Source organism: Methylovorus sp. MP688, from assembly GCF_000183115.1.
Lineage (GTDB): Bacteria > Pseudomonadota > Gammaproteobacteria > Burkholderiales > Methylophilaceae > Methylovorus > Methylovorus glucosotrophus.
Map to the genome: position 1 here is coordinate 2,571,759 of NC_014733.1, position 23,993 is coordinate 2,595,751.

The following is a 23,993-nucleotide window of genomic DNA, read 5'->3' on the forward strand; positions in this document are numbered from 1 at the left end:
CTTGCAGTAAGGGCTTATTCGCGTCATAAAAATCCTTAACCGGTGGCTGGCAGACATCAGCTAGCCCTTTAGGGCAATGCCGCCGTTTAAAAATCCTATGCATCATCGTCTTGCGTAGGCCAGTCACGTTGACTCGCCTCTCAATTGACGGAGACGATGCATGCCCTTCCTGAGAACTCTGCCTCCCCTTGTCACTCACCTGCGCCTGCCTTTATGGATGGCAGGTCTCGGCAGTCATGCCCTCCCTGACAGGAGACCGTGACGATGTGGGAACAGCTGAAGGTGGCACTGGCAACCCTGAAAGCCGCTCCAGTCGGCTGGGTGGATGGCATTAATGAGGGCAGCGAGCAGACAGTGCAGTGGCTGTGGGAAGTCTTGCAGGGAGATTTCGGCGAGACTGATCAATCGAACGCCCAGCTCGCAACCGGTACCATCATCTCCATGGTGCCGCTCATTGATCAGGTATGCGATGTGCGCGACCTGATCGCCAACTGCAAACAGATCAATAAAGACCCCAATAACGGCTGGCACTGGTTTGCCCTCTGCCTCACGCTTTTGGGTCTCTTCCCCACCCTGGGTTCGCTGCTCAAGGGCTGCCTCAAAATCCTGTTTGGCTATGCGAGGCATGGCGTTCCCAAAGCCATGCGAGCCAATGCGCATGTGTGGGATGCACTATCTCCCTTTGTAGAGCGCAGCATTCAACGGCTGAATGTGCACATGAGCAGCGGCATCGTCAGAAAAACGCTCAAAACCATGCGCATCACCAACCCCTATGGCTGGCTGGCAACCCAGGTGAGGGCGCTCTCCAAAACCATCACCGCAAACGAATTGCTGACGGCATTCGACAACCTGCATCAGACATTGAACGAACTGCTGGATTACGTCAGCCGCTATGGCAATACCACCACCCAGCACAAGGTCGTGCAACTGCAGCGCGAGATCAAGGCCGTACGCGAGCGCGCCAATGGCATCATGGGACGCATTGTGAGGCCCTTGCAGGAATGGCTGGAGAAACTGGCCAAGCGGCTGGATGAGGAACAGGCACGGGCGCTGAAAACCGCCGCCCCTGCAGCCCAGGGTCCCCGGCTCATGCACATGGAAAAAGAAGCCATGGACAAGGCCAAGCCGGTCTGGGTGGACAAGGGCCTGGTGCGCCCCCAATACCCGGGGTTGGATGAAATGCCGGCGAATGCCGACGAGATGATACAGAAGGGGTACCCGCGCAATATCCAGTACGAGTTTGCCAATTTTCACGGCAATGTGATGCCAGCCAAATATCCTCCGGGCACGGTGCTGTACCGGATTGTAGATCCGACAGAAAAATCATTTGCCAGCGGTCAGTGGTGGACCAGCAAAGCCGAGTTCGACGCCATCACCAGCAAAGACGAATGGCGGCGTAAGTTTGGCGTGTGGCGCATCTGGAAAAGTAATGGCGAGTTCATGACATACCAGGTGCCGGAAGGCACCACGCTCAAAGGCTGGCAAGGTATCAGTGCCTCGCAGGAGATGTACGGCACTGGCTATACCCTGAAAGGCGGAGGCCTGCAGATACTGCTCGATCCTTATGATCTCAAGAGTGAACACTTGCAAAAGCGGTGGCCCACACACTGGGGTTACAACCCTTACAACCCAGGCAACCCCAGGCTCATCGGCGTGCCTGTCTTGCAACACAAATGGCCCACCACGTCGGACAAGGACTCCAAATGAGCAGCATGGACCTCAAAACGCCTTTGATCCCGCAGGAAATCTGGCTGCAAGAGCAATACAGCAGTCCGCGCTATTTCGCCAGGATGCTGAACGCCTGGGAATGCATGGTAGATGTAGCCGAACTCGCTTATGACGACTACATGCGGCATATCCCTTCCAACTATCGCCAGCGCGAACCGGGTACACAGGTGGATATCGTATGGGGTAACCGGGTCTTACCCAATCTCATCCGCACATTGCTGCACATGCGTGAAATCCACCATCGCATCAGCAAAGGCGATCCAGGTGTGTGGGCACCTGCAGCGATTCAGAGCGATATCCGCGGTGCCAGCGATTACTGGCATGGCTGGATGGAAGAGCCTGCACTGGTTGCCCGCCTCGGCTTCAACCCCTTGCAGGAGTTTTATCGGCAACAGGGCATTGCCCAAAAATACGCGGCCAATATCGGGCCTACGTTTCGTTATGGCTGGAAACGCGGCGACCTGTTGGGCGACCTGAAAGAAAACCTGCGGGGTTGGGATATCACACTTCCCAAGGAGTGGCCCACCTACCAGCTTAATCCGCTTTACCAGTGTGCCACCGGAGAGGACGTGCCGAAGTCCGGGATTTATCTGCCGGATGTCGCATACAGTTGTGCCCAGTTCATCCCGGCGTTGCCAGACGCGCCCGAAGCCAGCATGGCCAATATAGGCCGCACTCCAGATGGTATTCGTTATAACCATCTCGAACCTGCGGTATGGACGCTGGTAGAGCGCGTGGCCGATACCGGCGGTGGTCTGGTGGATACCCGCCTCGTCACGGCAGCCCAGCAAGACGCAGCGGGCGATGAACCCTGGCTTTCCGCATTATCCGGCGAGGCTTGCCCACGTGAGGGCGTCTGGCTGTGCCCGCGTATCAACATGCGGGAAGTACGCCTGCGCCTGGGCGAGCCCATGCCGGGAGCGGGGGAAGCAGGCTTGTCAGGCAGCCTGATCTGGTACTGGAAATCCGGGCTTTGAGCAGCCGATGTTAACCATGTCTTACGGGCACAATGGCAGGTATAGGATTTAGTCCAAACTCGATACAGGCGTCTAGGCCTACATAAAATCTGACGCACAGAGCAGCCACTCTCCGATGCCTCGTCTCCCTGTCCCCATTTAAGGTGAATGCTGACTTCCACCCTTTCTGGAGACCATCATGCATTCATACCTCGTGGCAGGCGCGCCTGCTTCCCGCTTTCAACGTCCTCCGCGCTGGCAATTCCCTTCTGATCATTTGCTGAAGGAATTCGGCATTTGCCCGGCTGATGCCGATGCCCGCAATGACGACGATAATCTGGAAAATGAAAACGTATCCGGAGGGCAGGCTTTCCCGGACGCTGGAAAACGTCCGCGTGAAAAACAACCTGAAACGCCGCCGCCACAGGATCCTGATGTACTGGATCAACCTAATCCGCCCACTGCGGACCCTGATTATCGGCAACATCCACCAGAAACCGTGACACCCGATCCGCACAAGGCGTATCCGCCAACTGACCCGGCCCCCACCGAGCCGCAACCGGAGATCATTGATGAAAAACCGGATACCCGAGCCAAGGATATTCCCGAGGTAGCACCTCCACCGGGTGGTTTTGTGATCCGCGAAAACGCCAAGTAAATAGCAGGCCGAGTCAAGTAAACAAAGGACCCACTTCTGCCCGCCTGGAGAATCCGAGAGACAGACAATAAAAACAGGAGCCCAAAGGCTCCTGTTTTTATTTGCGTCGCACCTAGTGCTTGGGCATGGCTTGCTGAACCGCCGCCTTCAGCTTCTTGATATCAATGCCCCCTTCGGCATTGACCACTTCCGCCATGAGTTGACCACGGCGCTTGCTTACTTCGACTTCCAGCTCTTCCAGATCAACCTTGGCCTTTTTGACCTTGGGAAACATTTCTGTTTCTTCCTCTTCCACGTGATGGTCAATGTACTCGCTAAGCACGGTCATCTTGGCGTCATACATGGGGTCAGAAGGATTCATGGACTGAATCTGGCCGATCAGGCTTTTGGCGGTGCTGTGCTCTACCACCGCCTCATTCAGCAGATCGTCGTCATGAATCGCCGCACGCGCAGCCGGATAGAAAATTTCCTCTTCCACACGGGCGTGCACGGTAAGCTCCAGACAGATCTGGTTGGCTACCAGGGTTTTGCCTTCGATGTCTTCTTTCTCGGCCAGCTTGGAATATTGCTTGAACAGCTTTTTCACATTCTTGTGATCATCAACCAGTTGCTCGATCACGTCTTTCTTCTGCGCCGTGCGGCGGGTGGTGGATTTCACGGTCGCATCTGCTTGGCGTGGTAACGTCATTTTCATCTCCTCAAGGTGGGTTTTTAATGCCCCCTCAGAGTGTCACCAGCGGTCAGTCTCAACCAGCAGATAAAGCTGATTGCCATGTAGGAAATACTGTAGAGATCGATGTGGGGGACCGTCGGATCGCATCGGCATAGTGCAGATCTTCATGCGCACCAAGCAGCATTACGCTCGGACGCCTTCACTATCTCCGATCTGCCAGAGCGCCTCGCGTCAGAAACAGGATCCCTGGCAGGATTATGAACGCCTGCGGCAACACATCACCACGGCCATGCTGGAGATGTTTACCTGACGAGAGCGCTAGTCGTTTATAAAAGAAAAAGGGGCAGTGTTGCCCCCTTTTTTTCACGTTGGTCAGCGCAGACTAACCACGATTGGGGCGTATCCGCTCCCACAAATAACGCAGGCTGAATTTATCGCGCGGGCGTGGCTTGTAGTTGGTCTTGTGCACCTCAATGTCTTCGTAAATGCGCTTGGACGCCGTGTAGTAATAAAGCGCCATGGATTTACGGGTAATGCCGTCCGGGGTATTGAGCGGTTCAGGGTGCCCGTGATTGCTATCTTCGTCGGTATTGAACACCACACAGCGATTGAAAATGGGCGCGACTTTTTTCAGGCACTTGGTCATTTTCGTGTCCCACAATTCCAGGTCGCCACCGTACTCCGGCTGCCAATCCTTGTTGAGATAAATGATCATGTTGAGCCTGCGCTCCAGATGCATGGACTTGTTGATACGAAAATCCGAATGCACGCCGAGCAGCCCACCGCGACTGGTTTCATGGAAACCGCCACCGTTGAAATAGGGGTCAGGAATCAGGCCATCTATGCCTGTCATTTTTTGCAGGAACAGCAACACCGGTGCCGAGTTTACAAAGGCAAACACCTCACGCAGCTCGCGGTTGCAGGCATTCGGACTGATCTGACGCTTATGCAGGCCACGGTAACCACGCTCATAGACTTTCTCATTGCTGGTCTGCTCGCGCGGAAACTGGTCGAGGATAGACTGAGCCAGGGCTTCCGGTAAAAAATTATCGATGACGATATGCGGAAATGGCTCACCTGACTGGTACTGGCTGGCCAGTGTTTCCCCGCAGGCGATGGCTTGTGACTCTTCCAGATAGGGCCCATCCTGTGTATCAATCGGAAGGGTCAGGCTGACTGTTTGCATCAATGCTCCTTGCGTCTTTCGTAGTGCAGGCACACACCATGATGTGCGATAGACGGGTTATTAAGCGGGCTTACGCCCTGTCGATAAAGCTAAGCCCCTCACATGCGCAAGGGGCAGAACCGTTATCCATCGGATATACGGCCATTACATCTGCAAAAACCGTAGCGCCAGCAACTGCTTGCTGACACAACAGCTAACGAAATTATCCCACCAAACCCTCTCACCTTAGAACAGAAATTACAGCTTCCGGCGTTAAAAATGTCTGGCGAGAGGGGCAAGGATCAAGCCCCTTTGCACTCCAGGCCAGGGTTCAGCATTTTAAGCTGCTCAATGGCGGCGGCAATGGCGCCATCCGCGCCGCCGGGAGCCTGCACTTCATCGGGCACCAGCGCCGGGGCATCGTCCGACAGGGGGGCCACCTTGGCCACACCATAGCCACTGGGGGCTTCATTTGGCAGGGCTGCCCGACCGCTGATCTGGTAACTGCGGTAAATGGAGGGAATGCCTTCTTCATCCAGCGTGTCGCTAGTGAAAAAAATGCGTATGGATACGGCGGGCAATGAATTTTCGGCTGTCATGTCATACCTCCATAAAATGAATAATGATCGCTGCGCCTGCGCTGCAAGCTGAATAAAACATCATACTACTGATTGAACAAGGGGCGTTTTACTCGCACGCGCGGGCTCTGGTCTCCAGCAGATAAGCGGTGGCGTCTCGCCTTAGCTGTGAGTCCTGCCTGGCGCTTGCGTTCCCTGCAGGTAAAGGCAAAGGCAGCAAGCCCTGCATTTGCAGGCTGCTCATGGCATGGCAAATGAGGTTAGAATGCCTGTCCAGTCGTTTAACCGTTGGTTTTTTGGAGGGTGAACATGAGTGATCTTTATGGCGCGCAGCACCGCGTGTTGCAGCAGCAGTTTGATACCGTCAGCATGGCAGACCGGGTAAGCGAGTTTATTGTCGTTCCCGAGATCAGCGATGAGCACCGTGGCTTCATCGAGAGCCGCGACATGTTTTTCCTCTCCACCATTGATCACAGAGGCTTCCCCACCTGCTCTTACAAAGGCGGCAGCACTGGCTTTGTGAAGGTGCTGGACAGCAAGACCCTGGCCTTCCCCAGTCTGGACGGCAATGGCATGTACCTTTCCATGGGCAACATGACCCTCAACCCGAAAATCGGCATGCTGTTTATTGATTTTGAGCACCCGCACCGCGTGCGCGTGCATGGCACGGCGCAAATTGTGCCCAATGACCCTTTGCTGCAGGAATATAAAGAGGCGGAGCTGGTAGTGCGCGTGACGATAGAAGAGATATTCATCAACTGTCCGCGCTACATCCATCCTCATCAGCGCGTTGCCACCTCGCGCTATGTACCGCAGCCGCATTGCCCGACGCCATTGCCACAATGGAAGCGGATTGACGGCCTGCAGGATGCCTTACCAGCGCGCGACAAGGATGTAGCGGAATCGCTGGGCGGCACGATCAGTTTCGAAGAGTATGCCGAGCTGGTGATGAAAGGCGAAGGTTAAGCGCCCATCTCGCCCACCTATGCGCAACGGCGGCAGGTGGGCGTTATAATGCCAGCTGGCATATCAGGCGCGTCAGGTGCCAGAAATAACAGGGATAACAATGGCAAGTTGTGAATTATGTGCAGTGCCAGGGGGCGAGTTGCAATGGCAGGATGAATTCTGCCGGGTGGTACGGGTAGAAGACCAGGATTACCCGGGCTTTTGCCGGGTGATACTTAACCGTCATGTGAAAGAAATGACGGATCTTGCCAGCGAAGATCAGCTGCGCCTGATGCAAGTGGTGCTCAAGGTGGAACAAGCGGTGCGCAAGATCATGCGACCAGACAAGATCAATCTCGCCAGCCTGGGCAATATGACGCCGCATGTGCACTGGCACGTTATCCCGCGCTATAAACGTGACCGGCACTTCCCTGCTGCGATATGGGCGCCTGCCCGCCGCGAGACCATGGGCCATCCGCTGGATGCCGCCACGGCCAACGCACTGAAACAGGAAATCCAGCAGATTCTTGGCTAGCCAGTTGCAGGGCCTGCCACCTGAAACAGGCTAGCCCTGCAATATCAGCCGCTCAACCGGCTTGCCATTGATGAGATGCGACTCGATGATTTCATCAATGTCTTCGTTGTCGACAAAACCGTACCAGACCGCTTCCGGGTAAATCACCATCAGCGGGCCCTCGCTGCAGCGATCCAGGCAGCCAGCACGATTGATACGGACATTGCCCTTGCCGCTCAGCTTGAGCTTCTTGATACGCGATTTCATGTAGTCAAAGGCAGCCTCGGCGCCGTGATTGGCGCAGCAATCTGAGCCATCCTCGCGCTTGTTAAGGCAGAAAAACACGTGATGCTGAAAATAGGGTGTCATGGCGTTCATTTTCATGAGGCTAGGTTATGAAGGCATGGCCGCATAAGGCGGCTACTCCGTGGTCAGACTGTCCTGACGGGTAAAGTTCCAGGTGCGGGTCACGCTCAGGATATCGGTATCGGCGCGCACATTTTCCGGGAACGGGGCAAACGGCGCCGCCAGTTCTACAATCCGACGCGCACCATCATCCAGTTCCTTGTAGCCTGAGCTCTGATTGATTTCGATCTTGTCCAGGCTGCCATCGGCGCGGATGGAAACGGTCATGGTCAGCTTGCCATACAGTTTTTTATCCTTGGCGGCTTCGGGATAATTGAGGCTACCGACCTTCTCAACCTTCTGCCGCCAGTTATCCACGTAAGCGGCAAAGCGGTATTCCTGAGCACGGGCACCGATAAACTTGCGCTTGGGGCGCTTCTGATACTCATCCTGCTGCTTGGCAATCTGCGCTTCCAGTCTCGCCATATCCAGACTGCTGGCCAGCAAATCAGCGGCCTTGAGCGACTTGCTGCTGGCCGACTGCTCGCCGGTTTCCGGCTTGACTGCGGCGGCTTCCTGCGCGGGGTGGGTCTCCACCTTGTTGGTCGATTGCAGCTGATGCATCAGTTCTTGCACCTGCTTCTCCAGTTCAGCCACTTTTTGCTGTCGACGCTCCGCTTCAGAGGTAGTAGAAGACGCTTGCATGGCACTCTGGCGTGACTGCGCTTCCGGTTTGGGAGTGGTTTGCTTGGGTGGCTGGTCAGGCGGTGGCAATGCCGATTTCATGCGACGATCCGCATCAGTATTACCGCCGCGATTCAGGTTGGCCTGGGCCAGTGCATCGGCTTTCTCTGGCTTGCTTTCGGTTTTGGTGTTGACCAGCACAACATCCATGGACGACATTTTGTCCTTCAATACCTGCAAGTCAGGCGCCTTGAAATCCAGGCTGGCAATGATCGCGATATGCAGCACGGCCGACACCAGCAAGGTGACGCCCAGCGCATCAAGGCGGCTCAACATGCGCAGATTCAAGCGGCCAGCCTTTCCAGCAGTTTTTGATGGATACCGCCAAAGCCGCCATTGCTCATGACCAGAATATGATCACCGCTGCGTGCTTCGCGGGCGATGGCTTCCACCAGCTTCGTCATGTCGGTTTCCACCAGGGCAATCTCGCCCATGTCGTGCAGGGCTTCGGCCGCGTCCCAGCCGAGGTTGGCCCCATAACAGTAGACACGGTCGGCTGACTTGAGACTGGCGGGCAAGGCGGCTTTCATGACGCCCAGCTTCATGGTGTTGGAGCGTGGCTCCAGCACCGCCAGAATACGCGAGGCCCCGACCTTGGCGCGCAAACCTTCCAGCGTGGTGGTAATCGCAGTCGGGTGATGCGCGAAGTCATCGTAGACCGTAATCCCCTTCACCTCGCCGCGCACTTCCATGCGGCGTTTCACATTCTGGAATTCGGCAAGCGCCGCAATACCGACCTCAACGGGCACGCCCACATGGCGCGCAGCCGCCAGCGCGGCCAATGCATTCATGCGGTTATGCTCGCCCAGCAGGCTCCATTGCACGCGGCCCAATACCTGCTCGCCTTGTATCACATCAAAACTGCCCTCGGCATCGGCGGCGCCAGCATGCCAGCCATGCGCATCGCCAAAGGTTTCCACCGGGGTCCAGCAGCCACGAGCGATCACACGCTGCAGGCTTTCTTCCCGTCCATTGGCTACCACCAGGCCCTGCTGCGGCACGGTGCGCACCAGATGGTGAAACTGGGTTTCAATGGCGGCCAGGTCAGCAAAAATATCGGCATGGTCAAACTCGAGATTGTTGAGCACGGCCGTGCGTGGGCGATAGTGGACAAACTTGGAGCGCTTGTCGAAAAACGCCGTGTCGTATTCATCGGCCTCAATCACGAAAAAGGGCGAGCGCCCCTGAGGCTCCTGCCGCGGGGCACCGGGCAAGCGGGCAGAGATATCAAAATTCTGCGGCACGCCGCCAATCAGAAAACCAGGCGCCAGCCCGGCGTATTCCAGAATCCAGGCCAGCATGGAACTGGTGGTGGTTTTGCCATGCGTGCCGGCGACTGCCAGCACCCATTTATCGCGCAATACATTCTCGGCCAGCCACTGCGGACCCGAGACATAGGGCAAGCCACGATTGAGGATTTCTTCCATCAATGGGTTGCCGCGGGAGACCACATTGCCAATGACGTAAATATCAGGATTGAGCGCGGTTTGCTCTGGGGAGAAACCTTCGGTCAGGTCTATGCCCTGCGCCTCCAGTTGTGTGCTCATCGGCGGGTAGACATTGGCATCGCAACCGGTCACGCGATGGCCTGCGGCTTTGGCCAGCACTGCAATGCCGCCCATGAATGTTCCGCAAATGCCGAGGATGTGAATATGCATGATGTGTTCTTAACGAATGATGACGGGAAAGGGAATGTATCCGAGTTGTAAAAACTATTGCTTAATGATCCCGTTAGCTTTTAAAGTATTTAAAAAATAGTGTCCTGTACCATTTTATGCATAATGATAAGCGATAGCAGGACTAAAAGGCAGTCAGTATCACTTGAATATGGGGAGCACCGTTGATGAGTAGCGCAGTAATCGAGCCATTAGGCTCAGGAGGGGCCGATGTCTTTCTCGGACGCCAGCCCATATTGACTGCGAACCGAAAAATCATAGCCTACGAGCTGCTGTTCCGATCGGAAGCCAGCCTCTCGGCAGACGTGGTGGATGACGTGCTTGCCACCTCTACCGTCATCGTCAACATGCTGAGTGAATTCGGCCTTGAGCTGGTGCTTGGTAATGAAGATGCCTTTCTGAATGTCTCCGCCAGCCTGCTGATGAGCGAGACGCTGGAGTTGTTGCCACCAGACCGCGTGATCCTCGAAATCCTGGAAGATGTTCCCATCAATGCGCAAATCGTGGAACGTTGCGCCGCCCTGAAAGAAATGGGCTTTCGTATCGCACTGGATGACTTTCTCTACCGCCCGGAATACGACCATATCCTGCCCTTGGTCGATATTGTGAAAGTCGACCTTACCATCACCCCGCTCAAGCACATGGCACCATCGCTGACCGTGTTGCGCAAGCATAATCACATTCAACTCCTCGCGGAAAAAGTCCAGAACGAAGAAGAATTTGAAGCTTTCAAGAAGCTTGGCTTTGAGCTGTTTCAGGGCTATTTCTTTGCACAGCCGGTGATCCTGCAGGGCAAAAAACCACAGCCTAACCAGATGACACTGATGCGCATCATGGGCATGCTCATCAGTGACGCAAACCTGCAAGCGCTGGAAGAACCTTTCAAGCAAAGCCCCGACCTCTCGGTCAGCCTGCTGCGGCTGGTCAACTCGGTCGGTATCAGCGGTGGTCGTCAGCAGGAAATCGGCTCCATACGCCAGGCCATTGCCGTGCTGGGCCAGCGCCAGCTGCTGCGCTGGGTGCAGCTTTTACTGTATGTTTCACCCGAAGCTGGCACCGCCAGCAACCTGATGCAGCAAGTTGCCAGCCGCGCCCGCCTGATGGAGCTGATTGCACTCAAGCTGCAATCACCCGAGCCGCGCTTCAGTGATCAGGCCTTCATGGTCGGCATGCTGTCGCTGGTCGATGCCGTATTGCAAGTACCCATCGAGAAAATCCTGAATGAAATCGGCCTGATGGAGCACCTTAAACAGGCCATCCTGGCGCACGAAGGCCCGCTCGGCCAGTTATTGCAACTGGCGCAGGAAATAGAACGCACCGACTTTGAAGCCGTGCGTGCCGATCTTCATGCATTGGGCATCAGCGTCGGTGACTTTACCGCCATCCAGTTGCAAGCCATGCAATGGGCCGCCGAGCTTAACAAACAGGCTGCGTGATTGGATGATGTAAGTCTTGCGCTAAGGCGTCACAAAAAAGCCGGCAATCTGCCGGCTTTTTCTTTTCGATGGTGCTAATTGGCTAAATACAAAATCAGAACTTGAGCCGCAAACTCAGCAGCGCACTACGTGGCGCTCCTGGGGTGTTGTACAAATCAGCGCCGCCATGGGCAGAAATGTAATACTCCTTATCTAACAAGTTGTTCAATGTCAGGCGCAAGTCGTAGCGTTTGGTCTCATAAAAAGCGCTGGCGTCAAAGCGGGTATAGCCGGGCAATTTCACGACATTGCTGGCCGATGCATACTGATCGCCCACTAACACCACGCCCCCGGCCAGGCCAAAACCATTGCCAAATCGGTGCGATACCCAAAGGTTGGCACTATGCCGCGGCGTGAGGCTGGCGCGATTGCCTTCAAGTGCCACTCGCGCAGGTTCACCGACGATATTGACGGCCATGGTCGAAGGCGAGTCCGTAATCTTGGCATCCATATAGGCATAACCAGCATTGACGTCCCAGCCTTCCGCCAGACGTCCCATGGCGGATAACTCCAGTCCATCGGTACGCTGCTCGCCGACCGGTATCAGTCGATTATTGTTGGCAGGATCTGCGCTCTTGATGTTGGTGCGCTCAAGCCGGAACAGGGAAACCATGGTCGACAGATTGCCATTCAGCCAGTCCAGCTTGGCGCCCACCTCATAATTGGTGGTTTCTTCTGGTGCCAGCTGGGCGGCATTGTTGTTGAACGCCAGATTGAAGGTTTCCTGCGATGGCTGGAACGACTTGGTATAAGAGCCATACAAGCTGACATCATCCGCCGGCTGATAAACCAGCCCAGCCCGCGGGCTCCACTCTTTGTCCACGCGATCAAGCTTGGCCGAGCTCAGATTGTCTTTTGTTTCCTGATTAAAGCGATCATAGCGGGCCCCTACCAGCGCTTTCCAGCGCTCGGACAACGTGACCAGATCCTGCATGTAAAACGCCGCCGTCGTGCTGGTGCCAGTAGAGTTAGAAGGCGCGAGGCCTACACGGGCGGAAGGCGTCAGCACCGGGTTGTACAGGCTCACCGAGGCAGGATTCTGATAGTTTCCAGACAGGGCATCTTTCTTCTGTTCGCCAAACTCCATGCCAAACAGCAAGGCATGCTCAAGGCCAAATGCGCGCGTTTTGATACTGAGATCGGTCTGATTGAAATAGCCATCTTCTTCACGCTGCACTGTGCTGTAGCGCCGGTTAGCTATCGGGTTGCTGATGGTACCGGTAATGCTGCTAACCACGGTGTTGTTGCGGTCAAGATCATAGTGATATATGCGGAAAGCATTGCGCAGTTTCACATCCTCACTGAATTTGTGCTCCAGCACAAAAGAGCCCGCGCTGACGCGGCTTTGCACATAGTCATCGCGCCGCGCATTGGCCGATCCATAATACGTATCTATATTGACCTTGACCGGACGACCATTGATGGCAGGCACGCCAAAGTCATTCAGCCGTCGATCATCCAGATATTCCGCCTGCAACAAAAGACGTGTTTTTTCGGAAATATCAAACTGGATGGAGGGCGCAATAAATTCACGATCAGTAAAGGATTGATCGCGGAAACCATCGCTCTTCTGGCGAGCACCAGTGATACGCAAAGCCACATTATCCCCTAGCGGCTGGTTGATATCTGCTTCGTATCGCTGGAAATCATAGCTGCCAATGGTCGTAGTGAGATTAATCATCGGCTTGTCAAACGGCTTCTTGGTTATACGATTGATCAGGCCCCCAGATGAGCCGCGGCCATACAGCACCGCTGCCGGGCCTTTCAAGACCTCAATCTGCTCCACATTGGCAAGATCACGGAAGTAAAGCGCATCATCACGGATGCCATCCACGAACTGATCGGCAATCGCGCTGAATCCACGAATATTTACCTGATCGCGCTGACCGTCACCATTGCTGAAGCCAATGCCGGGCACATTGCGCAGTGCATCCTGCAGCGATATGGCCCCCTGATCTTCCATCAAAGCCTTGGGGATCACGTTCACCGTCTGCGGAATATCACGCAAAGGCACATCGATTTTTGCTGCTGTGGTGCTGACAACAGCCTGATAAGGAGAAGACACTTCTTTTTGCGCCTTTACCTTCACTTCATCCAGTTCGCTGGGGCTGTCTTCGGGATTTGGCGTGGCGCCGAATGAAGCTGTGGAAATACTGCTGAATACAAACATTAATGCTAAATGCAATTTGGAATGGCGATACATGGCCCCCTGAGCCTTTCTGGTTTTTTAGTAACTGATGAGATGAATCGCATTGGGCAGAAGAGATCTGCTGGGTGGGGACCGCTGAACTACGTCGGTGGGTGGTGACTTGCCTATCCAATGATGTTAATTATTGTAAATGACAATTGTTCTCAATTGCAACATAAGTATTTTTATGCTGGCGTCTGATCAGCAACCAGAGCTGACAGGCATGTAAAGCATGTATCAAAGAGCAAGATATTGAAGGACGATGGCAGGGAACAATGCAAAACGAAAGCAAGGCAGGAAGAGAGAGAACAAGGCCGCTGAGAAAGGAAAAACAACAAAGGAAGATAGAAAAAAGCAGCTGTAACCAGCTAGAAATAAGGCATCACCATATGGAGAGTATTGCGCTCCCCACATGGTGGCATCCAGTCGTTGCTATAAATTGGGCGCGAGCCAGCGCTCCAGATACTCCTCCGAGAGCCCGCGTCTTGTCGCCATGTCCTTGAGCTGATCCTGGCCTATCTTGTCCACGCTGAAATACTTGGCATCAGCATGCGCCAGATAAAATCCGGATACGGCAGCGGCAGGCATCATGGCCAGCGACTCGGTCAGCGTCATGCCAATTTCATCGCACTGCATGACCTGGAACATATCGGGTTTGACCGTATGATCCGGGCAGGCCGGGTAGCCTGGCGCCGGACGAATGCCGCGGTATTGCTCCTTGATCAGCGCGTCATTATCCAGCTGCTCGTCCGCGGCGTACCCCCAGAGGTCGGTACGCACACGGGCATGCAGGTATTCGGCAAAGGCTTCCGCCAATCGATCAGCCAGCGACTTCAGCATGATGCTGCTGTAATCGTCATGGTCGTTCTCGAAGCGTTCCAGGTATTTGTCGATGCCCAACCCACCTGTCACCGCAAACATGCCGATGTAATCGGCCACGCCGGATGCCTTGGGCGCAATGTAATCGGCCAGACACTGATTGGGACGTGCCACGCCATCAATCACCGGCTTGGCGGTCTGCTGGCGCATGCCATACCAGGTAAAGGCCACCTGACTGCGGGTATCGTCGGTGTAGATTTCAATATCGTCATCATTGACGGTATTGGCAGGCAATAGCGCCACAATGCCGTTAGCAGTCAGCCAGCGGCCTTCAATGATCTTTTTCAGCATGGCCTGCCCCTCTGCCAGCAGCTTGGTGGCAGCTTCGCCGACCACGCTATCGGTCAGGATGGCAGGGTAAAAGCCGGCTAGATCCCATGTCTGGAAAAACGGACCCCAGTCGATGTATTCCGCGATAGTGGCCAGATCAATATTCTTGAACACCCGGCGACCAATAAATTTGGGTTTCACCGGAGCATTCGCACCATCAAACCTGGCTTTGACCTTGTTGGCCCGCGCCTCGGCCAGGGTCAACATCGTCGGGCCTTTTTTATTGGCATGCTGGGTACGCGCGCGGTCATAATCCGCGGCAACTTCATTGATGTAGCTCTCACGCTGCTCAGGCGTCAGCAGCGACTGCATCACAGATACCGAGCGCGAGGCATCCGGCACATAGATCACTGGCCCATCATAATTGGGCGCGATCTTGACCGCAGTGTGTGCACGGGATGTCGTCGCGCCACCAATCAACAACGGTATCTTCAGCATGCGGAAGTGCGGGTCGCGCTGCATTTCCTTGGCGACATAGGCCATTTCTTCCAGCGACGGCGTGATCAGGCCAGACAAGCCGATGATGTCGGCGTTTTCAACCTTGGCGGTAGCCAGAATTTCCGAGCACGGCACCATCACGCCCATGTTCACCACCTCGAAGTTGTTGCACTGCAACACCACCGACACAATATTCTTGCCTATATCGTGCACATCGCCTTTTACTGTCGCGATCACCACCTTGCCCTTGGGCTTGGCGGCCACGCCGGTGCGCTTTTCTTCCGCGGCTTTTTCTTCCTCAATGAAGGGAATCAGGTGGGCCACGGCCTGCTTCATCACGCGCGCAGATTTCACGACCTGCGGCAGGAACATCTTGCCCTGACCAAACAGATCACCCACCACATTCATGCCGTCCATCAGCGGGCCTTCGATCACATTGATCGGGCGGCCCCCGGCGGCCATCACTTGTTGGCGTGCTTCTTCGGTGTCTTCCACAATAAATTCGGTAATGCCATGCACCATGGCATGTTCCAGCCGCTTGCCCACCGATACCGGCTGCTCGGGCGTGCCGCGCCACTCCAGCGTGGGCGCCTCTTTCTTGCCACCCGCCGTCAGGGTGGCCGCAAACTCGATCATGCGCTCAGTGGCATCTTCACGGCGGTTCAGCACCACATCTTCCACACGCTCGCGCAGCTCGGCAGGCAGATCATCGTACACACCGACCATGCCGGCATTGACGATACCCATGGTCATACCCGCCTTGATGGCGTGATACAGGAACACGGTGTGGATGGCTTCGCGTGCCGAGTCATTGCCGCGGAAGCTGAAGCTCACATTGGAAACACCGCCGGAAATCTTGGCATAAGGCAGGTTTTCCTTGATCCAGCGCGTGGCATTGATGAAATCCACGGCGTAGTTGTTGTGCTCCTCAATACCGGTGGCAACAGCAAAGATATTGGGGTCGAAGATAATGTCTTCGGGTGGGAAAGACGCCTCTTTTACGAGCAAATCATAAGCGCGTTTGCAGATCTCGATCTTGCGCTCATAGGTATCCGCCTGGCCTTTTTCATCAAAGGCCATAACGATGACTGCAGCGCCATAGCGACGGCACAGGCGCGCCTGCCGCAGAAACTCGGCTTCGCCTTCCTTCATGGAGATGGAATTGACGATGGACTTGCCTTGCACACACTTCAAGCCCGCCTCGATCACTTCCCACTTGGAAGAGTCGATCATGATGGGCACACGTGCAATGTCAGGCTCGGAGGCAACCAGATTCAGGAAGTGCGTCATCGCCTTCACGGCGTCCAGCATGCCTTCATCCATGTTGATATCGATGACCTGCGCACCGTTTTCTACCTGCTGACGCGCCACCTGCAGGGCATCCTCATATTGCTCGTTCAGGATCATGCGGGCAAAGGCTTTGGAACCGGTGACATTGGTACGCTCACCCACATTCACAAACAGGGAGCTGTCATCAATGATAAAAGGCTCAAGACCAGCCAGTAACGTAGCATGGCGAGGCGCCGGCACCTGGCGTGGGGCGATGTTTTTCACCGTCTCGGCAATGGCCTGGATATGCGCAGGTGTGGTGCCGCAGCAGCCGCCTGCCACATTCACAAAACCGCTCTCGGCAAATTCTTTCAGCAGGCTGGAGGTATCCTGCGGCTCCTCGTCAAAGCCGGTGTCCGACATCGGGTTAGGCAAACCGGCATTGGGGTAGATGCAAACAAAGGTATCGGCGATCTTGGACAACTCTTCGGCATAAGGCCGCATCAGCGCTGCACCCAAGGCACAGTTAAGGCCTATGGTCAGTGGTCGGGCATGGCGCACGGAATGCCAGAATGCAGGCACCGTCTGGCCTGAGAGTATGCGGCCGGAGGCATCTGTTACCGTGCCGGAAATCATGATGGGCAGGCGCTTGCCGCTTTGCTCAAAGTAGGCATCAATCGCAAACAGCGCGGCCTTGCAATTCAGCGTATCAAAAATGGTTTCCACCAGCAGGATATCGGCACCGCCTTCCACCAGCGCAATGGTCTGCTCCAGATACGCCTTTACCAGCTGATCGAAGGTGATATTGCGGGCAGCCGGGTCGTTAACGTCGGGGGAAATGGACGCGGTTTTTGGCGTAGGGCCGAGCGCGCCTGCCACAAAGCGCGGCTTGTCCGGCGTGCTGTATTTGTCGCAAGCGGCGCGTGCCAGCTTGGCGGCTTCCACGTTCATCTCAAACGCAAGGTGCGCCATATGGTAATCCTCCTGCGCAACCGTGGTCGCGCCGAAGGTATTGGTCTCGATAATATCGGCACCTGCCGCCAGATATTGCTCGTGGATTTCCTGGATGATGTGCGGCTGAGTCAATGTCAGCAGCTCATTATTGCCTTTGACGAACAGTTCGCGCGCCTCGCCTTCTGCAGGCGCAGCATGCGGCTGACCACACCCACAGCCATCACCATTGGGGCAAAATGCCAAGCCTGGCTTGAAATCGGCAAACCGGCCCTGCGGGCCACCGCGATAATCTTCCTCTGTCAGCTTGTAGCGCTGAATCATGGTCCCCATGGCGCCATCCAGAATCAGGATGCGCTCTGCCAGCAGCTCGCGCAGGCGAACCTCAGTGGCAGAGATGGGAATGGCAGTGGATAACGTAGACGGCTGGTTCATGGGGCGCTCATATAGTGATGGCTAGTCTGGCATGACAGCCATGCGCAGACCTTGCGGTCAGCAGGTGTTAAGACAAAGGCGTCATTATAAAACAGGCACTGCTTTCAGGCACAGGCGATTGTTTATTCGCAGCTTTCCCTGGCTCATGGATGGCAACGAGGGTCATAGGACTGCAATTGCGATAACGGGTTCAGATCAAGGCATTTTGAGACATCATTTGCCTGTCACTGCCTGACACTAGTTCTGGTTCAAACCACCGACGTGCCCAGCAAGCTGCCTATCCAGTAGGTCATGGCACCTGCAGCGCTGCCAATCAACAGCATGCGCAGGCCACCCTGCCAGGCATTTCGCCCGGTAAACAGGGATAAGGCAGCGCCTATGCCAAACAAGGCCAGCGCCGTCAGGGCAATCGCCCCCATCAGCGCATGGGCACCGCCGCCCAGTAGATAAGGCAACAGTGGTACCACCCCGCCAAAAGTAAACGCCAGGAAGGAGGACAGGGCCGCCGTCCACGGCGAGCCCAGCTCATCGGGGTTCAAACCCAGCTCTTCCCGCGCCAGGGCATCCAGGCCTTTTTCCGGGTCGGCCACCATGCGCTCGGCCAAGGCCCGCGCTTCGGCTTCATTCAAGCCTCGGGCCTGATAAATCAGCTGCAGCTCACGTGCCTCTTGTTCGGGGTATTGCGCCAGCTCATCGCGTTCCAGCCCGATCTGATACTCAAACATTTCACGCTGCGAACGCATGGAAATATACTCGCCCGCTGCCATGGAAAATGCCCCGGCCAGCAAACCAGCCACGCCGGTCATGAGGATGGTCGACACATTGGCCGCCGCTCCGGCGACGCCCATCACCAGGCATGCAATCGAAACCAGACCATCATTCACCCCAAACACGGCAGCGCGCAGGCCGCCGCTGGTACCGGCATTACGATGACCAAGCTCGACGTCATTAATGGAAAGCGGCGTCGGATGTTCATTCTGCTGCCGCGGCTGACGGTAAACGGATAGGCCGCGTATCTTGATGGCAGCCAGCAAGGGCTTCAATCGCCGGCCTCCAAGGCTACGCAGCAACAGCAGCACCACACGAGTGCGTAAATCGGGCTGATAGGTCTGGGGCATAGCCGAACCGTTGGCTATGCCTTGTTTATGCCATATGCCGGCTTGAGACTCCGCCTCGGCGGCCAGCTGTTTGAACAGTTCGCGATGCGCCTCGACGGGCTCCTGCACTGACATTTGTCTGTAAATGCAGGCGGATCGCATTTCTTCAAGCCAGGCGGAATGGTATTTTTCCATGAGATGTAAGCCTTTATATTTCGTGCTTGCGGTACTGAATCGCCTCGGCCACATGCGCAGTTGCGATATCCCTGGCACCCGCCAGATCGGCAATCGTGCGGGCCAGCTTCAATATCCGATGATACGCCCGGGCGGACAGGTTGAGCCGATTGATGGCCTGCTTTACCAAGGCTTGGCCTTGGGCATCCAGCTCGCACCAGATATCGATCTCATGACTTTCCAATAGTGCATTGGCTTTCCCCTGGCGTTGCACTTGCAGCGCACGCGCAGCCTCGACACGGCGACGCACCAGATCACTGCTTTCGCTGCTCTCACGCGCCAGCAATTCATCGTCGCGCAAGGCAGGTACTTCTATATGCATGTCGATACGATCCATCAGCGGGCCGGAAAGACGATGGCGGTAGCGCGACACCTGGTCAGGCGTGCAGCGGCATTTATTGTTGTAATGCCCCAGATACCCGCAAGGGCAGGGATTCATCGCGGCTACCAGCTGGAAGCGCGCGGGGAAGTCCGCCTGCCGGGCAGCTCGGGAGATGGTGATGCGCCCCGATTCCAGCGGCTCGCGCAGCACCTCAAGCACCTTGCGATCAAACTCCGGCACTTCATCCAGAAACAGAATGCCGTGGTGCGCCAGGGATATTTCGCCCGGGCGTGGCACACTGCCGCCTCCCACCAGCGCCACCGCCGATGCCGTGTGGTGTGGCGCGCGGTAAGGCCGCTGCCGCCACGCGCTTGCTCGAAACGCGCCGTTGAGCGACTGAATGGCGGCAGACTCCAATGCTTCTTCTTCGGTCATCGCGGGCAAAATGCCTGGCAATCTGGCGGCCAGCATAGACTTCCCGGTACCCGGCGGTCCTTGCATCAAGATACTGTGTCCCCCTGCCGCCGCCACTTCCAGAGCACGCTTGGCATGTGCCTGCCCCTTCACGTCGGCGAAGTCAGCATAAGCTAGCGTGGTGGATGGCACTTCCGGCTGCTGCAATGCCAGCGGCGACTGACCAAGCAAATGCGCGCATACCGCAAGCAAACTGCTGGCGGGCAGTATCTGCGCATCCGTCACCAGCGCAGCCTCCGCTGCACTGGCTTCGGGCAAAATAAAAGCCCGGCCATCGCGCCAGGCTTTATAGGTCATAGCCAAGGCCCCTTTGACGGGGCGCAGCTCCCCGGTAAGGGCGAGCTCTCCAGCCATTTCATATTGCGCCAAACCCTCTATCGGCAATTGGCCGGACGCCGCCAGAATCCCGATCGCGATCGGCAAATCATAGCGCCCACTTTCCTTGGGAAGATCGGCAGGCGCCAGGTTGACCGTAATGCGGCGAGCAGGAAATTCGAACTGCGCCGTCTGCAGGGCAGCGCGTACTCTATCTTTGCTCTCCTTCACCTCAGCTTCGGGTAAACCGACTATCGTAAAGCTGGGAAACCCATTGGCAAGGTGCACTTCCACATCCACCGGTGGTGCATCCATGCCACACAATGCACGACTTTTAATGACCGCAAGTGACATGATTCACATCTAATTGTTGGTTTTTTGCAACAAAACTTCCAGTTCTGTCAGTTTTTGTTCCATTTTTTCCAATTTAATCTGCGCATCATCCAGCTGTTGCCTTGCAACCCGCAACAAATCGGCCTGTACGTCAAATTCCTCTCGAGAAACCAGCTCCAACTTGGTGAACGCGCCCTGTAATAGTGCATTTAAATTCTTCTCCAGATCACCCAATGGGGATGATTTGGAAATTTCCTTTATTTTCAATGACAAATCATTCAAAAAAGCCGAATTCATGTTTCATTTACCTCCATCCATTACGTCATATTGGCTGTTATTCAGTGCGCGCATACATATGTAAACGCACCATAGGGGTGCCGCAAATTATTGTAAACAAGGAAATACTCTCATTGTTTCACCCAGCTCATTACTTTAGCATTGTAACTCAATGTTTTTCCGTGCTTTGTCTTTTTGGCACGAGTGTTGCTTTATGTTTGTTGCTCGTTTTATGTTGTTTTTTTACTCTGAAAGGAAATTCAATGCGTAAATCGCTTTTACTGGTAGCCGTTCTGGGCACCTTCGCAGCACCTGCTGCCGTTTTGGCCGCCGACGCTGCCGCTGAAGAAGCTGCTTCGCCACACACTTTCACCTACAACGTTGGCCTTTACAGCCAATACATCTTCCGTGGTTTGACACAAACCGCTAATGAGCCAGCTCTGCAAGGCGGCGTTGACTACTCCCACTCCAGCGGTTTCTACCTGGGCACCTGGGGCTCCAACGTTAGCTGGACCAATGCTAACAACGCTGGCGGCAACTCCATGATCAAGCAAGACAGCAGCCTTGAGTGGGATATCTATGGTGGCTACCGCAGCACCATCGGTGACACTGGCATTGGCTACGATGTTGGTTTGCTGCAGTATGTATACCCAGGCAAGAAAGTTACCGGCGCACAAGATCCTAACACCACTGAAGTTTACGGTGCTTTGACTTGGAAGTTCTTCACTCTGAAAGATTCTTACGTTGTTTCTGACGGCGCTTTCGGTGTTGATGATGGCCGTGGTTCCAACTACGTTGATCTGACAGCTGTATATCCATTTGCAGATACTGGCTACTCGCTGATTGCCCACGTTGGCTACCAATACTTTGACGGCACTGCAAAATCCCTCAAAGGTACTAGCGAAGACAACGACGATCGCTTCACCTACACCGACTGGAAACTGGGCGTAGCTAAAGCCTGGGACAACGGTGTTAACGTTGGCGCTTACTACACCGGCACCGACACCGACAATGCCTGGAAGCTTGACGGCAAGAACATCGGTAAAGATGCAGTTACCGTTTACGTTCAAAAAACCTTCTAAATTCATTTAACCCTCAAGGTTAAATTGTTTAGTTAAACTGGGATGAGGCGGCTGAGCAACCCGCCTCATCACTTTCAACACTCATCAGGAGACACGCATGAAATTCGTATCCGCGATCATCAAGCCATTCAAGCTTGACGAGGTACGGGAGGCTCTTTCCGCCATCGGCGTACAGGGGATCACCGTTACTGAAGTCAAGGGTTTTGGACGTCAAAAGGGCCACACCGAGCTGTATCGTGGTGCCGAATATGTCGTCGATTTTCTGCCAAAAGTAAAACTCGAAGTCGCCATTAAAGACGACATGCTCGATCAGGTGATTGAAGTGATTGAGAAGTCCGCCACCACCGGCAAAATCGGCGATGGCAAAATTTTCATTTTTGATCTTGAGCAGGTTTATCGCATCCGTACCGGTGAAACCGGTCCTGACGCGCTCTAATAGGGGACAGCCATGAAACGATTTTTATCTCTGATTACATTAGTTGGTATGTTGGGCCTGGGTACACTGGGCGCCAGCACCATTGGTTTTGCCGAAGATGAAGCTCCGGCAGCCACCACCACCGAGGCAGCTCCTGCAGCTGCCCCAGCTGAAGCAGCGCCTGCCGCTGAGGCAGCTGCTCCTGCAGAAGCCGCACCTGCCGCTGCTGCTGAAGAACCAAAACTGGATACCGGCAGCGCTGCCTGGATGATCACTGCCACTGTGCTGGTCGTGATGATGGCGGTACCTGGCCTGGCTCTGTTCTACGGCGGCCTGGTTCGCACCAAGAACATGCTGTCCGTGGGCATGCAGGTATTCGTTGCCTTCTCCCTGATCTCCGTCCTGTGGGCCGTATATGGCTACAGTATGGCCTTCTCGGAAGGGAACGCGATTGTCGGCGGCCTGAGCAAAGCTTTCCTGGCAGGTGTAACGCCTGACAGCCTCAGCGGTGTTATCCCTGAGTATGTCTTCATCACCTTCCAGCTGACCTTTGCTGCCATTACGCCAGCCCTGATCATCGGTGGTTTCTCCGAGCGTACCAAGTTCCCAGCCGTGCTGCTGTTCCTGGCACTGTGGGTGACCTTCGTTTACATCCCAATCGCCCACATGGTTTGGGGCGGCGGTCTGCTGAGCGATGCTGGCCCACTGTTTAACGGTCACGGCGCCAAGGACTTTGCTGGTGGTACTGTTGTGCACATCAACGCTGGTATTGCAGCGCTGGTAGGTGCCCTGGTTATCGGCAAGCGTATTGGTTACGGCAAAGAAGCCATGCCTCCACACAACCTGGTGATGACGCTGATTGGCGCCTCCTTGCTGTGGGTGGGTTGGTTCGGTTTCAACGTAGGTAGCGAACTGGCTGTTGATGGTGTTGCTGGCCTGGTTCTGATCAACACACAACTGGCTACTGGTGCCGCTGTTGTTGGCTGGGTATTTGCTGAATGGCTGTTCAAGGGCAAACCAAGCATGCTGGGTGCTGCTTCTGGCGCGATTGCTGGTCTGGTTGCCATCACCCCTGCTTGCGGCTTCATCGGCCCTATGGGTTCCATCATCCTCGGCTTCCTGGCCAGCTTCATCAGCCTCTGGGCTGTTACCAAGCTGAAGAATGCCCTGGGTTATGATGACTCTCTGGATGTCTTCGGTGTACACGGCATTGCCGGTATCCTGGGTGCCATTGCAACTGGCGCACTGATGTCTGCAGACTTCGGCGGTGTTGGATATGCTGAAGGCGTGACCATGGGCCAGCAAGTAACGACCCAAGCCATCGCAGTGGGTATCACTGTGGTATGGACTGGCGTTATCAGCTACATCCTGTTCAAGATTGTTGACATCGTCATCGGCCTGCGCGCAAGCGAAGAGTCCGAGCGCGAAGGTCTGGACACCACTGAACATGGTGAACGTGCTTACCACTACTAAGCCTTGACGCTTAAGTAGCAGTTAG

21 protein-coding genes are annotated in these 23,993 nt (G+C 55.3%); 10 read left to right on the forward strand and 11 right to left on the reverse strand.

The genetic code is table 11. The features are described 5' to 3' along the window. Positions 1–264: 264 nt before the first annotated feature. From MPQ_RS12240 to MPQ_RS12250, 3 genes are all read left to right on the forward strand, one after another. Complete coding sequence (locus MPQ_RS12240; RefSeq protein WP_013443272.1) at positions 265–1,707, forward strand: hypothetical protein; 1,443 nt, start codon at positions 265–267, stop codon at positions 1,705–1,707. Next, positions 1,704–2,705: a hypothetical protein gene (locus MPQ_RS12245; RefSeq protein ID WP_013443273.1), complete on the forward strand. Its 1,002-nt coding sequence runs from the start codon at positions 1,704–1,706 to the stop codon at positions 2,703–2,705. The genes MPQ_RS12240 and MPQ_RS12245 overlap by 4 nt, the downstream gene beginning before the upstream one ends. A 178-nt stretch (positions 2,706–2,883) precedes the next feature. Beyond that, positions 2,884–3,342 (forward strand): hypothetical protein, encoded by a 459-nt coding sequence (locus MPQ_RS12250; protein WP_013443274.1) that lies wholly within the window; start codon positions 2,884–2,886, stop codon positions 3,340–3,342. A gap of 112 nt (positions 3,343–3,454) precedes the next feature. Here MPQ_RS12250 and MPQ_RS12255 read toward each other — a convergent pair whose 3' ends face one another. After that, the gene (locus MPQ_RS12255; RefSeq protein WP_013443275.1) at positions 3,455–4,030 is read right to left on the reverse strand and encodes a hemerythrin domain-containing protein; all 576 of its coding nucleotides are present in this window, start codon (positions 4,028–4,030) and stop codon (positions 3,455–3,457) included. Positions 4,031–4,181: 151 nt separating this feature from the next. Between MPQ_RS12255 and MPQ_RS13960 the strand changes: the two genes are divergently transcribed. After that, positions 4,182–4,325 carry a hypothetical protein gene (locus MPQ_RS13960; RefSeq protein WP_168088819.1) on the forward strand — a complete coding sequence of 48 codons (144 nt, stop codon included), beginning with the start codon at positions 4,182–4,184 and terminating at the stop codon, positions 4,323–4,325. Positions 4,326–4,397: 72 nt separating this feature from the next. On the opposite strand, the gene MPQ_RS12260 is transcribed toward MPQ_RS13960, so the two are convergent. Beyond that, positions 4,398–5,201, reverse strand: a complete 804-nt coding sequence (locus MPQ_RS12260; protein ID WP_013443277.1) for a 2OG-Fe(II) oxygenase — start codon at positions 5,199–5,201, stop codon at positions 4,398–4,400. A gap of 281 nt (positions 5,202–5,482) precedes the next feature. Continuing rightward, a complete protein-coding gene (locus MPQ_RS12265) occupies positions 5,483–5,779 on the reverse strand; it encodes a hypothetical protein (RefSeq protein ID WP_013443278.1) in 297 nt (98 codons plus the stop codon). 288 nt (positions 5,780–6,067) lie between these two features. On the opposite strand from MPQ_RS12265, the gene MPQ_RS12270 reads away from it, so the two are divergent. Together MPQ_RS12270 and MPQ_RS12275 are read left to right on the forward strand one after the other, a co-directional pair. Continuing rightward, positions 6,068–6,724, forward strand: coding sequence for a pyridoxamine 5'-phosphate oxidase family protein (locus MPQ_RS12270; RefSeq protein ID WP_013443279.1), 657 nt, complete (start codon positions 6,068–6,070; stop codon positions 6,722–6,724). A gap of 100 nt (positions 6,725–6,824) precedes the next feature. Then, on the forward strand, positions 6,825–7,238 hold the full coding sequence (locus tag MPQ_RS12275) for an HIT family protein (RefSeq protein ID WP_041362415.1): 414 nt from the start codon (positions 6,825–6,827) through the stop codon (positions 7,236–7,238). A 30-nt stretch (positions 7,239–7,268) separates the two neighbouring features. On the opposite strand, the gene MPQ_RS12280 is transcribed toward MPQ_RS12275, so the two are convergent. The 3 genes from MPQ_RS12280 to mpl are packed head-to-tail and all read right to left on the reverse strand — an operon-like array spanning position 7,269 to position 9,964. After that, positions 7,269–7,586: a ferredoxin gene (locus MPQ_RS12280; protein WP_013443281.1), complete on the reverse strand. Its 318-nt coding sequence runs from the start codon at positions 7,584–7,586 to the stop codon at positions 7,269–7,271. Between the two features lie 51 nt (positions 7,587–7,637). Continuing rightward, entirely contained in the window at positions 7,638–8,582 is a 945-nt protein-coding gene (locus tag MPQ_RS12285) for an energy transducer TonB (protein ID WP_015831058.1), read from the reverse strand. A gap of 8 nt (positions 8,583–8,590) precedes the next feature. Further along, positions 8,591–9,964 carry a UDP-N-acetylmuramate:L-alanyl-gamma-D-glutamyl-meso-diaminopimelate ligase gene (gene mpl, locus MPQ_RS12290; protein WP_013443283.1) on the reverse strand — a complete coding sequence of 458 codons (1,374 nt, stop codon included), beginning with the start codon at positions 9,962–9,964 and terminating at the stop codon, positions 8,591–8,593. A gap of 185 nt (positions 9,965–10,149) precedes the next feature. On the opposite strand from mpl, the gene MPQ_RS12295 reads away from it, so the two are divergent. Next, positions 10,150–11,418 carry an EAL and HDOD domain-containing protein gene (locus MPQ_RS12295; protein ID WP_013443284.1) on the forward strand — a complete coding sequence of 423 codons (1,269 nt, stop codon included), beginning with the start codon at positions 10,150–10,152 and terminating at the stop codon, positions 11,416–11,418. A gap of 94 nt (positions 11,419–11,512) precedes the next feature. Here the strand turns inward: MPQ_RS12295 and MPQ_RS12300 are convergent, their stop codons facing one another. The 5 genes from MPQ_RS12300 to MPQ_RS12320 form a co-directional block, all read right to left on the reverse strand. Next, positions 11,513–13,627 carry a TonB-dependent siderophore receptor gene (locus MPQ_RS12300; protein WP_041362417.1) on the reverse strand — a complete coding sequence of 705 codons (2,115 nt, stop codon included), beginning with the start codon at positions 13,625–13,627 and terminating at the stop codon, positions 11,513–11,515. A gap of 450 nt (positions 13,628–14,077) precedes the next feature. Beyond that, positions 14,078–17,947 (reverse strand): methionine synthase, encoded by a 3,870-nt coding sequence (metH, locus tag MPQ_RS12305; RefSeq protein WP_013443286.1) that lies wholly within the window; start codon positions 17,945–17,947, stop codon positions 14,078–14,080. A gap of 248 nt (positions 17,948–18,195) precedes the next feature. Further along, the gene (locus MPQ_RS12310; RefSeq protein ID WP_013443287.1) at positions 18,196–19,239 is read right to left on the reverse strand and encodes a VIT1/CCC1 transporter family protein; all 1,044 of its coding nucleotides are present in this window, start codon (positions 19,237–19,239) and stop codon (positions 18,196–18,198) included. A 13-nt stretch (positions 19,240–19,252) separates the two neighbouring features. Then, positions 19,253–20,743 carry a YifB family Mg chelatase-like AAA ATPase gene (locus MPQ_RS12315; protein ID WP_041362418.1) on the reverse strand — a complete coding sequence of 497 codons (1,491 nt, stop codon included), beginning with the start codon at positions 20,741–20,743 and terminating at the stop codon, positions 19,253–19,255. 9 nt (positions 20,744–20,752) lie between these two features. Beyond that, positions 20,753–21,019 (reverse strand): accessory factor UbiK family protein, encoded by a 267-nt coding sequence (locus MPQ_RS12320; protein ID WP_013443289.1) that lies wholly within the window; start codon positions 21,017–21,019, stop codon positions 20,753–20,755. Positions 21,020–21,261: 242 nt separating this feature from the next. Between MPQ_RS12320 and MPQ_RS12325 the strand changes: the two genes are divergently transcribed. The 3 genes from MPQ_RS12325 (at position 21,262) to MPQ_RS12335 (ending at position 23,968) form a co-directional block, all read left to right on the forward strand. Continuing rightward, entirely contained in the window at positions 21,262–22,080 is an 819-nt protein-coding gene (locus tag MPQ_RS12325) for a TorF family putative porin (protein ID WP_013443290.1), read from the forward strand. 97 nt (positions 22,081–22,177) lie between these two features. Beyond that, positions 22,178–22,516, forward strand: a complete 339-nt coding sequence (gene glnK / locus MPQ_RS12330) for a P-II family nitrogen regulator (protein WP_013443291.1) — start codon at positions 22,178–22,180, stop codon at positions 22,514–22,516. A 12-nt stretch (positions 22,517–22,528) separates the two neighbouring features. Further along, positions 22,529–23,968 (forward strand): ammonium transporter, encoded by a 1,440-nt coding sequence (locus tag MPQ_RS12335; RefSeq protein ID WP_013443292.1) that lies wholly within the window; start codon positions 22,529–22,531, stop codon positions 23,966–23,968. Positions 23,969–23,993: the final 25 nt, after the last annotated feature.

Coding starts and splice junctions, on each gene's coding strand:
- MPQ_RS12240 (WP_013443272.1), top strand. CDS start 265: ATGTGGGAACAGCTGAAGGTGGCACTGGCAACCCTGAAAGCCGCTCCA.
- MPQ_RS12245 (WP_013443273.1), top strand. CDS start 1,704: ATGAGCAGCATGGACCTCAAAACGCCTTTGATCCCGCAGGAAATCTGG.
- MPQ_RS12250 (WP_013443274.1), top strand. CDS start 2,884: ATGCATTCATACCTCGTGGCAGGCGCGCCTGCTTCCCGCTTTCAACGT.
- MPQ_RS12255 (WP_013443275.1), bottom strand. CDS start 4,030: ATGACGTTACCACGCCAAGCAGATGCGACCGTGAAATCCACCACCCGC.
- MPQ_RS13960 (WP_168088819.1), top strand. CDS start 4,182: ATGCGCACCAAGCAGCATTACGCTCGGACGCCTTCACTATCTCCGATC.
- MPQ_RS12260 (WP_013443277.1), bottom strand. CDS start 5,201: ATGCAAACAGTCAGCCTGACCCTTCCGATTGATACACAGGATGGGCCC.
- MPQ_RS12265 (WP_013443278.1), bottom strand. CDS start 5,779: ATGACAGCCGAAAATTCATTGCCCGCCGTATCCATACGCATTTTTTTC.
- MPQ_RS12270 (WP_013443279.1), top strand. CDS start 6,068: ATGAGTGATCTTTATGGCGCGCAGCACCGCGTGTTGCAGCAGCAGTTT.
- MPQ_RS12275 (WP_041362415.1), top strand. CDS start 6,825: ATGGCAAGTTGTGAATTATGTGCAGTGCCAGGGGGCGAGTTGCAATGG.
- MPQ_RS12280 (WP_013443281.1), bottom strand. CDS start 7,586: ATGACACCCTATTTTCAGCATCACGTGTTTTTCTGCCTTAACAAGCGC.
- MPQ_RS12285 (WP_015831058.1), bottom strand. CDS start 8,582: ATGTTGAGCCGCCTTGATGCGCTGGGCGTCACCTTGCTGGTGTCGGCC.
- mpl (WP_013443283.1), bottom strand. CDS start 9,964: ATGCATATTCACATCCTCGGCATTTGCGGAACATTCATGGGCGGCATT.
- MPQ_RS12295 (WP_013443284.1), top strand. CDS start 10,150: ATGAGTAGCGCAGTAATCGAGCCATTAGGCTCAGGAGGGGCCGATGTC.
- MPQ_RS12300 (WP_041362417.1), bottom strand. CDS start 13,627: ATGTTTGTATTCAGCAGTATTTCCACAGCTTCATTCGGCGCCACGCCA.
- metH (WP_013443286.1), bottom strand. CDS start 17,947: ATGAACCAGCCGTCTACGTTATCCACTGCCATTCCCATCTCTGCCACT.
- MPQ_RS12310 (WP_013443287.1), bottom strand. CDS start 19,239: ATGGAAAAATACCATTCCGCCTGGCTTGAAGAAATGCGATCCGCCTGC.
- MPQ_RS12315 (WP_041362418.1), bottom strand. CDS start 20,743: ATGTCACTTGCGGTCATTAAAAGTCGTGCATTGTGTGGCATGGATGCA.
- MPQ_RS12320 (WP_013443289.1), bottom strand. CDS start 21,019: ATGAATTCGGCTTTTTTGAATGATTTGTCATTGAAAATAAAGGAAATT.
- MPQ_RS12325 (WP_013443290.1), top strand. CDS start 21,262: ATGCGTAAATCGCTTTTACTGGTAGCCGTTCTGGGCACCTTCGCAGCA.
- glnK (WP_013443291.1), top strand. CDS start 22,178: ATGAAATTCGTATCCGCGATCATCAAGCCATTCAAGCTTGACGAGGTA.
- MPQ_RS12335 (WP_013443292.1), top strand. CDS start 22,529: ATGAAACGATTTTTATCTCTGATTACATTAGTTGGTATGTTGGGCCTG.